This is a genomic window from Zoogloea sp. GDB6 (assembly GCF_056724105.1).
On the sequence record NZ_CM161497.1, the window covers coordinates 631,439 to 644,556 of the forward strand.

Here is a 13,118-nt window from a genome sequence, read left to right on the forward strand (position 1 = left end):
AATTCTGATTTCACTCATTCGATAGATGGAGTAATGACCATGGACAAGCTGAAGGCCATGGCGACCTTCGTGCGCATCGCCGACCACGGCAGCCTCAGCGCCGCGGCGCGCAGCCTGGGTAGTTCGCTGCCGGCGGTGGTGCGCACGCTGGCGGCGCTGGAGGCCGAGTTGGGTGTGCGCCTGTTCAACCGTACGACCCGCCGCATCGCGCTGACCGAGGAGGGACGGCACTACCTGGCGAGCTGCCGCAACCTGCTGGCTTCCCTCGACGAGGCGGAAGCAGCCTTGAAGGAAGAGGCCGGCGAGCTGTCCGGCCTGCTCAGCGTGACGGCGCCGGTGATGTTCGGCCAGCTCTACGTGGCGCCGGCAGTGAACCGCTTCATGTTGCGCCACGACCAGCTGCGCTGTCGTCTGCTGCTCTTCGACCGGGTCGTGAACCTGCTGGAAGAAGGCATCGACGTGGGCATCCGCATCGGCGCGCTGGAGGACTCGACGCTGATCGCCCATCCGGTCGGCGCGGTGAGGCGCATGGTGGTGGCCAGTCCGGACTACCTCGTGCGTCACTCGGTGCCAACCCATCCGAAGGATCTGCTGCAGGCCGACTGCATCGGTTTCCTGTCGGGGTCAGGGGGCTGGTGGCGCTTCGAGGACAAGGGCCGATCCTTCGGCGTGCCGGTGAAGGGGCGGCTGGAGTTCAACCACGTGGCGCCGGCGGTGGACGCTTGCGTGGCCGGGCTCGGCTTCGGCTGCTTCCTGTCCTACCAGATCGCCGGCCACCTGGCCGATGGGCGCCTGCAGGCGGTGCTCGAAGACTTCGAACAGCCGCCGCGGCCGGTCAGCGTGGTCTACCCGCACGCGCGCCTGTTGCCGGCGCGGGTGCGGGTGTTCGTCGAATGGATGCGTGAGGCGCTGGCGATGTGAGGCGCTTCACCACGGCGAGGCGATGATGATGGTAATGTCTTCGGAATAAATTCGAATGCCATCGACGGGGCGCTCCCGTCATCGGGAGCGTCGCGGAAATGTCAATATCCTTTCGTCTGTCAAAATATCCGTCCGCCAGGACGCGCCTGCTCGGCGCGTGCTGCATGACCGGTGCGCTACTCGTGCCGCAAGCGGCCAGGGCTTTGAGTCCACAGCAGGTCTTCACCCTTGCATCGCCGGCCGTGGTCGTGCTCGAAGTGGCCAACAGCAATGGTCAGGCAACGGGCAGCCTGACCGCCACCGAGATCGGCGCCGGGCGTTTCGTCACGATTTGTGAGGGGCTGGACACCAGCGGTGGACTGACGCTGAAGATCGGAGCGCAGGCGCACGCAGGACGCCTCGCCGCGCGGGACCGGGAACGCAACCTGTGCCTGATCGTCGTCGACGGGCTGCCGTCATCGGGCGTGGCCTTGCGGCGGAGCCTGCCGGCCACCGGCAGCCGCGTCTTTGCGCTGTCGAATGCGCTGGGCCTGGGGGTGGGGATTTCCGAGGGCGTCGTGGCTGGCATCCGGCGCCATCCGGTGGGAGAGCTGATCCAGTTCACCGCGCCGATCTCGCCGGGGTCGGAGGGCGGGGCGCTGGTGGATGACAGCGGCGCCGTGGTGGGCATCATCGACTACCGCCGCCGCGACGGCCAGAACGTCAATTTCGCGGCGGCAATAGGCTGGAGCGACGAGATCGAGGCGCGTGCCACCGCGGCCGCTGCAACCCTGCAGCGCTACGATGCAGCCAGCCTGCTGATGAAGGCGGGCAAGTGGCAGGAACTCGACGCCCAGGTGGCGGAATGGATTCGCCGCGAGCCCGACAGCACCGATGCCTGGAGCTTCCGGGTGGCTGCGGCCCGTGGCCTCAAGCAGGCCGACCGGGAGCTGGAGGCCTGGACCGCGCTGCGCCGGATTGCCCCGGAGCGGGCGGAGTGGGGGATCGGCCTGGTGTCGGCACTGCTGGCTGGTGGACGGCGGGATGAGGCGCTCGCGCTGGCCACCACCCTGGCCGCCGAGCACCGGGAGCTGGCCGTGGTTCAACTGACGCTCGGGCGGATGCGCACGGCCGCCCGCCTCAACAAGGAGGCGGAGGCGGCCTACCGTACCGCCATCGAACTCGATCCCTGGCTGATCGAGGCCTACCGGGGCCTGGCGGAACTGGCCCAGCTGCGCGGGGATCACGCCACGTCGATCTCGATCTGGTCGCGGATCCGCGGCTTGTACCCGGAGGCGTCGGGGCCGCGCTTCGGGCTGGCGCGGGCCTACATCAATGCGGCCCAGCCCACCCGTGCGCTGGCGGTCATCGAACGCCTGCCCGAGGCGGAGCGCGACGGCGCAGCGGCCTGGTTCTGGCGCGGCATTGCACTGGCCGCCCTCGAGCGGCCGGAGGCCGCCATCGAGGCTTACCAGGCGTGCCTGGCGCGCAGGTTCGAGGAGCCCGACCGGGCGTGGGCGGGGATCGGATTCGCCCACTACCGGCTGAAGAACTACCCGGACGCGATCGCCGCCTTCAAGGCGGCCGTGGAGGCCCAGCCCGCGCAGGATGACTGGCGCTACCAACTGGGGGTCACGCTGAAGGACGGCGGGCGCCCGGCGGAGGCGCTGGCCGTGTTCGACGAACTGGCGACGCGGGTCCCGGGGGAGGCGCGCAACTGGCGCCAGAAGGGTTTCACGCTGAGCGTCCTGGCGCGCCACAAGGAGGCGCTGCCGGCCCTGGAGCGTTCGCTGCAGCTCGACCCCGCCCAGCCGAAGGTCTGGGAAGTCTTGATGGCGGCCCAGCAGGCACTCGGCCAGCGGGATGCGGCGCGCAGCACCTACGACAGGTTGCGGGCGATCGACGGCAAGGCGGCGGAAGAGGCCTACCTCAACTATCTATCCCCCTACGAGGAGGCGGCCCGATGAGAAAGGTGGCTGTACTGGTGCTGGTGCTCGCCGGCCTGACTGGAAGGAGCGCACTCGCAGGCGAGGAGGGCGACGCTGAACGCGTCTTCGCGCGCGTGTCGCCCTCCGTGGTGACGATCAAGACCTTCGACGAGGAGGGGAAGGCTGCGGCGCAGGGGAGCGGCGTAGTGGTCGGCACCGGACTGGTGGCGACCAACTGCCACGTGATCGAGGATGCGAGCGCGATCCGCGTGCTGAGCGGGCCACGTGAACTGGCCGGCCGCTGGCTGCGTCGCAACGCGTCGGCGGACCTGTGCCTGCTGGCCGTTGGCGGCCTGGCGGCCACGCCGGTACCGCTGCGCCAGGTCGACGGGCAGGCGGTTGGCGAAGCGGTGTTCGCGGTGGGTAATCCCCTCGGCTTCGGGTTGGCGGTGAGCGCCGGCCTGCTCGCCAGCGCCCGGCTCGAACTGCCGCAGCCCTTTCTCGTGGCCACCGCGCCGCAGTCGCCCGGCTCCAGCGGTGGCGGGCTGTTCGACCGGGAAGGGCGGCTGCTCGGCATCACCCGGGCGGTGCTCGGTACCGGCCAGAATTTCAACATGATCCTGCCGGCCGAGCAGGTGGCGCGCATCCTGCTCGGAGGCGACGAACCACCGCCGACGCCGCAGCTGCCGGCGCCGGAAAGGGCCTGGGCGACGGAGGCCGAGACCCTGATCGGGGCCCGGAAATGGGCCGAACTGGAGCCCCACGCGCGGGCCTGGATGGCTGCCCAGCCGCGCTCCGCGCACGCCGCCTTCATCCATGGCAGCTGCCTCGTTGAACTGCAGCGCTACGCCGAAGCGGAGTCCAGCCTGCAGAAAGCCCTCGAGCTGGACCGCGATCACGCCCAGGCGTGGGAGCTGCTGGCTTCCACGCAGCACCGCCGCGGCGCGCGCGACGAAGCCGAGAAGTCCATGCAGGAGGCGGCGCGCCGTCAGCCTTTCAGCGCCTGGGCACCCTTGTTGCGTTCCAGCTGGCTGTTCGACGAAGGGCGCCTGGCCGAGGCCGAGGTTTCCGCCCAGGAGGCCATCCGGCGCAACCCCGGCAGTGCATCCAACTGGCGCCAGCTGGGGCTGATCGAAGACCGACTGGGCAAGCGGGGCGATGCCGTGAAGGCGTTTGCGACGGCACTGCGCCTGGGAGACCCGGACAGCGCGGCGCGCCGCCGCCTGGCCGAGCTCTACGCCGAAACCGGCAAACCCGACGAAGCCCGCCGCGTGGCCCGGGATGCCGTCATCAGCCGCAATGGCGCCGAAAAGACACAGCTGGCCCTCGGCTTTGCGGAACTCAATCGGGGACGCCTGGGGCCTGCCGAGGAGGCCATGCGCAAGGCCGTCGAGCTGGCGCCCGAGTCGGCCGACGCCTGGACAGGGCTCGGCGGGGTACTGATGAAGCTGACACGGCTCGCGGAGGCGGAGAAGGCCTTCGATCAGGCGGTCCGGCTGGCGCCCGGTCAGGCCATTTACCTGGCCAACCGGAGCATGATCCGGCTGGAACTCAAGCGCCTGCAGCCGGCCCTCGACGACGCCCTGAAGGCCATCGAAGTCGATCCGAAGAGTGTGGGAGGCTGGCGCCAGGTGGCGCTGGCCTATCTGGCCGCGGGCAAGTCGCGGGAGGCCGGCATGGCCTTCCAGAAGCTCGATGCCCTGGGCAGCCTGACGCCGGACCAGCGGGTTTCGTGGGCGGAAAGCCTGCTCGGCACCGGCAATCCGGATCAGGCGCTGGCAATGGTCCGGCAGGCCGAGGCGGTCGATCCGAAGCTGCTGCGCATGTGTCTGACGACCGCCCGGATCCTGGGGGCGAAGGGCGACATGGAAGGCGCCTTGCGTTATGAACTCAGGGCCATCGAGATCGATCCCGTCAATGTACTGGCGTGGAGCGGCAAGGGTTTTGCGCTGATCAAGCTGGGCCGCCTGCCCGAAGCCGTGGAGGCGCTGGAGACCGCGGTGCGCCTCGACCCGGAGCAGATCAATGCGTGGGTCAACCTGGGAGAGGCCCAGTTGCGCAGCCGCAACCTCGGGCGTGCCATCCAGGCACTGGAAAAGGCGATCAGCCTGAAGCCCTCGTCGCTGGATGCGCGCATGTATCTGGCCCAGGCCTATCTGAGCGCCCGCCTTTTCCAGAAGGCGCGGGCGCAGGTCGAGGTGGTGCTGGCGACGCAGCCGAACCTGATACCCGCCCTGAGCCTGCTGACCGTGAGCTACCTGGCCGAGGGGAATGGGCCAGCGGCGGCCGGAGCCTATGAGCGGCTCAAGCTCCAGGCTCCGGAGACCGCGAAGGCTCTGCGGACGCAGGTTCTCGGTAGCGGCCTGCCGGCGGCCCGCAGCCTGCCGGAGTAGTTCAGGCCGGCCGGGCGTTCAGCGTTCCCGCTGCCACAGCATGCCGTGGGTGACGATGAACTGGTACTTGCGAACGTGTTCGCGGATCACCAGCGGCACTTCCTCCTCCCGGCGCAGCACGAAGCCTTCGGCGGCGAGGAAGGCCTTGAGGGTGTCGGCGCTGCGTACCGCCCGGCCGTCTTTTTCGTAGCCGCCGAGCCAGGATTCCTGCGGCGTGAATTGCTCCAGCCAGGAGTAAGGCGAGAACAGCGCGACCAGGCCGCCGACCTTGACCAGCCCGCGCGGTCCGCCGAGGCGGCCGAGCAGGGCCGTGGGGCTGGGCAGGCGGCACAGCAGGTTGGCCAGCAGCACTGCGTCGAAGTCGGCCAGCTCGGCGGGCAGCGAACAGGCGTCGGCCTGGCGGAAGCTCACCCGGCTGCGCTCGATGGTCGGGTCGATGCGGGCCGTCACCGTTTCGCCCAGATCGCCCTCGTCACGGCGGAAGTAGGGCCGGCTGCCATCTTTCTGCAGCGTGCTGGCGGCGTCGATGAAGGCGCGGGACAGGTCCACACCAAGCACCTCGCCAAAGCCGCGGGCCAGCTCGAAGCTGCCGCCGCCCACTGCGCAGCCGACGTCCAGCGCACGGGCGCTGCCGGTGCCGTAAAGCCGGGCGCCGTCGAGCAGCCAGTCAGCGCAGCGCTGCGGGAAGGAGGTTGCGCGCTGGGGGCCGCCGGCCCACGGCATCTGGGTCTGCGGTTCGCCGTGGTGGAGCAGCATGTAGTCGTCCACCATGCGGGCGTCTTCGTACACCTGGCTGGAGCTACCCTCGCCGCCGAGCTTGACCACATTGCCGTCGTGAACGGCCTGCACGACGCGGAAGCCGGCGTGCTGGAAGAAGTGCGGACGGAAGTGGAAGCGTGCCCACACGCTGGCCTCGTCGCCACAGGAGATCCATGAGCCGCCGAGGATCATCTGGTGCTGGCCGTCGTAGCAGGGCGTCGAGAAGTCGTCGTAGTAGGGATGGACGCGGGCGCCGGGCAGTGGATGGAAGTCGTCGCCGTGCCATTGCCAGACGTTGCCGAACACATCGTGGACGCCGGCCAGGCTCGGCGTGCCGGCATCCACCGGCCACGGGGAGCCGTGGGCGAGCTGGCTGTTCCAGCCGTAGGCGGTGGCGAGGGCGGCGCCGTCGTGGCGGGCGGGGGGATCGGTGTCGGCCCACGAGGCGTCGCGCAGCGCATGGTGCTCGGCCTCAGTGGGCAGCCTACAGGGGATGCCGTCGCGGGCGCTGCGCCAGGCGCAGTAGGCGGCGGCCTCGTGGGCGTTGACCTCGGCGGGCCAGTTCCACGGCATCTCGATGGTTTCGAACAGCGTGCGCAGTTTGTAGCGGTGCAGGCCGGCGGGTCCGTCGGGCATCCAGAAACAGGGCCACTTGCTGTTGCGGAAGCCGCGCCATTCCCAGCCGGCGTCGGTCCAGTATTCGCGCTCCAGGTAGCCGCCGTTCTGGATGAATTCCAGGAAGGCGCCGTTGCTGACCAGCTGGTTCTCCACCTGGAAGGCCTGCAGCGCGACGCTGCGCTCGCCGTATTCGTTGTCCCAGCCGAAGCTCGGCCAGTTGCGCGGCTTGCCGATCCGCACCGTCGTGGCCGGGATGTCGAGTAGCTGCGGCGCCGGGAAATCCGTCCCGGCGAGCGGCGGGAAGTGGGTTGGCGTGCCGGCGCTGGCGTGCAGGGCAGGCCATTCCTCCGGGCAGCGTACGTCGTCGAGGGGCAGTTCGCGGATCAGCACCGAGGAGGTCTCGATGTGGATGCGCTCGTGCTCGAGACCCATGAACAGCGCCCACAGCGGATCGTCCATGGTGATCGGGGCGTGGCCGCGGACGAGGCCGGGGTGGGTTTCGATGAGGCGACGCACCGTGAGGTAAACCTGTTCGCGGTAGGTGTGCACTTCCGCAAAGCTCGGCCACAGCATCTCGTTCTTCGACATGTCGTCCCAGCGCATTTCATCCACGCCGGTTTCGAAGATGCGCTCGAAGTAGGGATTGACCGGCGTGTCGATGAGGCCGGCGACGCGCAGCTTGTTGATGTACAGCGCCGCCGGGTGGCCGTAGTAGAAGACCATCGGGTGGCGCAGGTGGTGGTAGGGCGGGCGGTAGAAGGCTTCCTCGCCCTGCAGGCTGGCGAACAGCACCTCGGTCAGCGTCCAGCCGTTGTCGAAGGTGGCCAGCACGGATTCGCGGGTACAGGTGGCGAGGTCGGGCTGGGGCAGCGCGGTGAGGCGGCCGTCGGGCTGCAGGCCGGGACAGTTCTCCGGCGCAAGCCCGGTCCACCACCAGGCCGGGCGCGGGCCGCGCAGTAATAGGTCGTGTTCGCCGCGGAGGTTCTGGCGCCACGGTTCGATGGCGCTGGGGATGTCCGGTTCGAGGTTCGGGTGTGGCATGGAGGATCTCCTGGAAATTTTGTTGTTATGGCTCAGGCGAATTCTCACGCGAAGAGTTCAGCCTGGACCGGTGTCGGTGTTTCGTGATCGGGGATGGCGTCGCGCCTAACCAGATTGCCGACGCGCACGCCGAGCAGGCGGATGCGCCGCTCCAGCGGCACGCGCTTGAGGCATTCGCCAGCGGCGCGGCGGATCGCCGCTGCTTCGCCGATCGGGTTGGGCAGGGTCAGATCGCGGGTGACCGTGTGGAAATTGTCGAAGCGCAGCTTGAGGCCGATGGTCTTGCCAACATAGCCCTTGCGCACCAGGTCGGCGGCGAGCTGTTCGCACAGGCGGGTGAAGCGCTGGGACAGTTCGTTCCGGTCCTGGCGCGGGTGCAGGTCGCGCTCGAAGGTGGTCTCGCGGGAGATGCTCTTCGGTTCGCTGTGGGTGACCACCGGGCGTTCGTCCTGCCCGCGGGCGGCCCGGTGCAGCCACTGGCCGTAGCGCTCGCCGAACTGTTCCTGCAGCCACAGGACATCGGCTGCGGCCAGCTCGCCGATGCTGTGGATGCCCAGCGCGTCCAGCCGTTCCGCGGCCTTCGGCCCGATGCCGTTGATGCGCTTGGCGGGCAGCGGCCAGATGCGGGTCGGGATGTCGTCGGCGGCCACCACGGTGATGCCGGCCGGCTTTTCCAGGTCGGAGCACAGCTTGGCGAGCAGCTTGTTGGGGGCGACGCCGAGGGAGCAGGACAGGCCGGTGGCGTCCCGCACGGCCTGCTGCAGGCGCAGCGCGATGGCGCGGGCGCCTTCGCGGCTGCCGTCCGGGTTGAGGGCGGTGAGGTCCAGGTAGATCTCGTCGATGCCACGGTCTTCGAGGTCCGGTGCGATCTCCCGCACCGCGGCCTTGAAGAGGCGCGAGTAGTGGCGGTAGGTGTCGAAGTCGGCGGGCAGCAGCAGCGCATCCGGTGCCAGTTGGGCGGCCTTCATGAGGCCCATGCCGGAATGTACGCCGAGGGCCCGTGCCTCGTAGGTGGCGGTGGTGATCACGCCGCGGCCGACGTAGTGGCGCAGGCGCGGGAAATGGGCCGGATCCTCGGCCGCCGTAGCACGGCGTCCGCCTACCACGGCAGGCAGGCCGCGCAGCTGCGGGTAGCGCAACAGCTCCACCGACGCGTAGAACGCGTCCATGTCCAGGTGGGCGATGCTGCGAGGAAGCGGGGGCATGGGTCCGGTTGAAGCCGCAAGGGGCTTCATTGTGCATCAAGGGGCGGCTTTCGGATGAGTGCCGACCGGGCAAGTCCCACAGGCCTCCCCGGACCGGGCCCCGCGGAGCCCGGTCCGGGGAGGCGCGGTGCTTACTTCTTGCGCCGCAGCACCAGGCCACCGAGGCCCAGGGCCGCCAGCGCGAGACTGGTCGGCTCGGGGATGCGCTGGGCCTCGTAGCCAGTGAGCAGGTCGCCGCTGATGCCGAACACGAAGAACTGGTTGGGGTTGGCAGTCGGCGTGCCGTTCACACCGACGGTATCGAGGAAGTCGTTGTCGTTGGTGACGATCAGGGTGTGCTGCAGCACGCCGTCCACCAGCACGTCGGGGCCGAAGGCGAGGCCTTCGATCTTGGCCGGGATCATGCGGTCGGTGTAGCCGTTGGCTTTCAGCAGGGCCGCCAGGTCCGCGAACACGCTCTTGCCGACGGCCTTGGCCGCCAGAGCGCTCTCGCCGGTGATGTTGCTGACGTCCTGGGCGGTGCTCAGATCCACGTGGTAGAGCTTCTTGAATACGGCCTTGGAGTCGTCGCCGAGGCCCTTGCCATCCCGTTCGTCGATGAGGAATTCATGGTCGTTGATGGCGACGATCTCGCTGATGCCGGTGTACTTGGGCTTGGCGGTGGTGCCGATGTTCTCGAGCTGGTAGGCGTACTCGTGGGTGACCTTGCCGGTGGCGAGATCCACGGTGACGATGCGCACCACGCCGGCGTTGGTGCCGCCGTCCTGGATCAGCGGGCTCTGCATGATGCCGACCAGGGTCTTGCCGTCCGGCGTGATGGCGAGGCCTTCCATGCCCTTGTTGGCGACGCGGCCGCTGGTGTTGTTGGCGATCTCGGTGTCGCCGACGGCGGACAGGTTGGACACCGCGAACTTGTCGGGCAGCGTGATCACGCCGGTGCGTTCGCCGGTGGCGCGGTCGAAGCGGTAGATGTAGGGGCCGTATTCATCGGAGACGTAGATGCTCTTGCCGTCGCCGGCAACGCGGATGCCTTCCGGATCGAGGCGGGCATTGGCGCTGTTGGTGGACAGGCCGGCATCGAAGGCGTCGGAGCGGCCGGTGAAGTAGTTCTGGCCGTTGCTGCCGGTCAGCACCGGGGCGCTGCCGTAGTTGAGGGCGGTGGTGCTGGACAGCAGCGTGGTGGCGTTGAGTGTCGGCGTGAGGGTGGCCACGCTGCTGCTGCTGAAGCTGGTGCCGGACAGGCCCAGGCTGAGGGTTTGGAAGCGGGGGATCCAGCTGGTGGTGTTGTCCACCGCGGCGTTCCAGTTGACGGCATTGGGGCCGCGGTCCGGCGCCAGCAGGAAGGTGTCGCCGCCGGCCCAGGCGATGGCAGAGCCGAGGCCGCCGAGGAGGTTGGCGGCCTGACCGTTCTCGAGGGTACCGGTGAGGCCGGACAGGTCTGTGCCGGACAGGCTGCCCTGGCCGATCAGGGCGATGCCGGCATGGGCAGAGGTGGCGACGAGGGCCGGGACGAGAAGCGCGAGCAGACGGGGGACGAACATCGGGAAAACTCCTTACAGATCGGTAGCGGAATTGATTGACGCTACGTGATGTGCATTTCGCCGAAGTTACGCCTTCATTTATTTGCAAAGGTTTGCAATCCGCTCCGTGCGACTCCGTCAGGCGACCTCTTCTTCTGCTGCCCGCTCTTCCAGTTGCAGCGCCCACATCTGTGCGTAGGCGCCGGCGCGGGCAAGCAGTTCTGCGTGGCTGCCGCGCTCGACGATGCGGCCCTGGTCGAGGACCAGGATCTCGTCGGCGTTCATCACCGTGGACAGCCGGTGGGCGATGACCAGCGTGGTGCGGCCGCGGGCGGCGGCGTCGAGCTGGGCCTGGATGGCCTTCTCGGTCTTCGAGTCGAGGGCCGAGGTGGCTTCGTCGAAGATCAGGATGTCCGGGTTCTTCAGCAGCGTGCGGGCGATGGCGACGCGCTGCTTCTCGCCGCCGGACAGCTTGAGGCCGCGCTCGCCGACGCGGGTCTGCCAGCCGTCCGGCAGGCGGGCGATGAAGTCCTCCAGTTGGGCGGCGCGGGCGACGGCCTCCACTTCCTCGCGGCTGGCGTCCGGGCGGCCGTACTGGATGTTGTAGAGCAGGGTGTCGTTGAACAGCACGGTGTCCTGCGGAACGATGCCGATGGCGGCGCGCAGGCTGTCCTGGGTGAGGCTGCGGATGTCCTGGCCGTTGATGCGCACCGCGCCGTCCTGCACGTCATAGAAGCGGAACAGCAGGCGTGCCAGCGTGGACTTGCCGGAGCCGGAGTGGCCGACCACCGCCACCGTCTGGCCGGCGGGGATCGTGAAGTCGACGTCGTGGAGGATCGGGCGGTTCGGGTCGTAGGCGAAGTTGACGCCGTCGAAGCCGACGCTGGCCGGGCCGCGGGCGAGCGCGTGGGCGTCGGGGCCGTCGGCCACTTCCCGGTGGGTGGCGAGCAGGTCGAACATGCGCTCGATGTCGGTGAGGGCCTGGCGGATCTCCCGGTACAGCACGCCGAGGAAGTTGAGCGGGATGTAAAGCTGGATCAGGAAGGCATTGACCAGCACCAGGTCGCCGAGGGTCATGCGCCCGGCGGCCACGCCGTCGGCGGCGCGCCACATCATCGCGGTGACGCCGACGGCGATGATCGCCGCCTGGCCCATGTTGAGGAGGGACAGGGACTTCTGGTTCTTGATCTGGGCGGCTGTCCACTTCTTCAGCTCGGCGTCGTAGCGGCGGGTCTCGAAGGCCTCGTTGTTGAAGTACTTCACCGTCTCGAAGTTGATCAGGCTGTCGATGGCCCGCGCGTTGGCCGCCGAGTCCAGTTCGTTGGCCTGGCGGCGCAGCGCGGTGCGCCAGTTGGTGACCTTGAAGGTGAAGGTGATGTACAGCGCCAGCGTGACGACGGTGATGATCGCGAAGCTCGGCTCGTACTTCACCAGCAGGATGCCCAGCACCAGGCCAATCTCCACGAAGGTCGGCAGGATGGAGTACAGCGTGTAGCTGATCAGCGAGCCGATGGAGCGGGTGCCGCGCTCGATATCGCGGGTCAGGCCACCCGTCTGGCGTTCCAGGTGAAAGCGCAGGGATAGCGCGTGCAGGTGGCCGAAGACCTGCAGCGAGATCTCGCGCACCGCCTCCTGGGTGACCCGCGCGAAGACGATTTCGCGCAGTTCGGTGAACAGCGACGTGGAGAAGCGCAGCACGCCATAGGCCACCAGCAGCGCCGCCGGCACCACGATGAAGGCCTGGGAGCGGGAGATGTCGAGGCCGTCCACCAGCTGCTTGAAGATCAGCGGCACGGTGACGTTGGCGAACTTGGCGGAGATCAGGCAGCCGAGGGCGAACAGCATCCGCCACTTGTAGGCCCACAGGTAGGGCAGCAGTTTCCTGATGGTCTGCCAGTCGTGGCGTTCGCCGGAGGCGGGCAGGGGGGCGGGGCCGGAGGGGGAGCGTCGCATTTTTTTCTGGATGTGGGGGCGGATGGATTCGCCCCGAAAACGTGGTTGGACGAAGTCGATTGTAGGGGCGAGTTCATCCTTGGAGCGAGTTCATTCGCCCCGAGGGTGATGGCCGGGCAGCGGGTGGGTCAGCTGTCGCTGGCGATCAGGCGTACGGCGAGACCGATGAACAGTACGCCGCACAGGCGGTCGAGCCAGGGGCCGAGCCGCGGGCGGCGGGCCAGCAGGCGGCCGATGGAGCCGGCGGCCAGCGCCAGTCCGCCGAACACGACGACGGTCTGCACCGCGAAGAGCAGGCCGAGGGCCAGCATCTGCAGGCTCGGGCTGCCGTGGGCCGGATCGGTGAACTGGGGCAGGAAGGCCAGGAAGAACAGGCCGACCTTGGGGTTCAGCGCATTGGCGACGAAGCCGCGGCGCAGGTCGCGCTGCCATGGCTGGACCGGCAGGCCCGCCGTCGGGGCGAGGCGTCCGCCGCCCCGCAGGGCCTGGATGCCGAGCCATATCAGCCAGGCCGCGCCGGCCAGCTTGACGGCCAGCAGCAGGCCGGGGGACGTGCGTACCACCGCCGCGATGCCGAGGGCCGCCCAGGCGGTGTGCGTTGCGCAGCCCGCCGCGCAGCCCAGGCCGAAGGCCAGGCCGGCGCGTCGGCCGCGGGCCAGGCTGTGGCCGATGACCATCAGGTTGTCGGGGCCCGGTGCGAGGGTGATCAGCACGGAGATGCCGAGGAAGGCGAGGAGGGTGTCGAGGCTGGGCATGGCGCCGGATTCTCGGCGTCGCGGACGGGGGCGTCAATGTGCGATG

At 68.9% G+C, this 13,118-nt stretch carries 8 protein-coding genes; 3 read left to right on the top strand and 5 right to left on the bottom strand.

Features of this window, described 5'->3' with window-relative positions:
* Positions 1-39 precede the first annotated feature (39 nt).
* The 3 genes from AC1PQG_RS02875 to AC1PQG_RS02885 all read left to right on the top strand — a co-directional run bounded on the left by AC1PQG_RS02875 (position 40) and on the right by AC1PQG_RS02885 (position 5,221).
* Positions 40-921 (top strand): LysR family transcriptional regulator, encoded by an 882-nt coding sequence (locus AC1PQG_RS02875; protein ID WP_481121169.1) that lies wholly within the window; start codon positions 40-42, stop codon positions 919-921.
* A gap of 98 nt (positions 922-1,019) precedes the next feature.
* Positions 1,020-2,867, top strand: coding sequence for a tetratricopeptide repeat protein (locus AC1PQG_RS02880; RefSeq protein WP_481121170.1), 1,848 nt, complete (start codon positions 1,020-1,022; stop codon positions 2,865-2,867).
* A complete protein-coding gene (locus AC1PQG_RS02885; protein WP_481121171.1) occupies positions 2,864-5,221 on the top strand; it encodes a tetratricopeptide repeat protein in 2,358 nt (785 codons plus the stop codon). The genes AC1PQG_RS02880 and AC1PQG_RS02885 overlap by 4 nt, the downstream gene beginning before the upstream one ends.
* A gap of 18 nt (positions 5,222-5,239) precedes the next feature.
* Here AC1PQG_RS02885 and ovoA read toward each other — a convergent pair whose 3' ends face one another.
* The 5 genes from ovoA to AC1PQG_RS02910 all read right to left on the bottom strand — a co-directional run bounded on the left by ovoA (position 5,240) and on the right by AC1PQG_RS02910 (position 13,072).
* Positions 5,240-7,639: a 5-histidylcysteine sulfoxide synthase gene (ovoA, locus tag AC1PQG_RS02890; RefSeq protein WP_481121172.1), complete on the bottom strand. Its 2,400-nt coding sequence runs from the start codon at positions 7,637-7,639 to the stop codon at positions 5,240-5,242.
* A 44-nt stretch (positions 7,640-7,683) separates the two neighbouring features.
* A complete protein-coding gene (gene dinB / locus AC1PQG_RS02895) occupies positions 7,684-8,844 on the bottom strand; it encodes a DNA polymerase IV (protein WP_481121173.1) in 1,161 nt (386 codons plus the stop codon).
* A 131-nt stretch (positions 8,845-8,975) separates the two neighbouring features.
* Complete coding sequence (locus AC1PQG_RS02900) at positions 8,976-10,385, bottom strand: esterase-like activity of phytase family protein (protein WP_481121174.1); 1,410 nt, start codon at positions 10,383-10,385, stop codon at positions 8,976-8,978.
* 117 nt (positions 10,386-10,502) lie between these two features.
* A complete protein-coding gene (locus AC1PQG_RS02905) occupies positions 10,503-12,317 on the bottom strand; it encodes an ABCB family ABC transporter ATP-binding protein/permease (RefSeq protein WP_481121175.1) in 1,815 nt (604 codons plus the stop codon).
* Between the two features lie 128 nt (positions 12,318-12,445).
* The gene (locus AC1PQG_RS02910; protein WP_481121176.1) at positions 12,446-13,072 is read right to left on the bottom strand and encodes a LysE family translocator; all 627 of its coding nucleotides are present in this window, start codon (positions 13,070-13,072) and stop codon (positions 12,446-12,448) included.
* Positions 13,073-13,118: the final 46 nt, after the last annotated feature.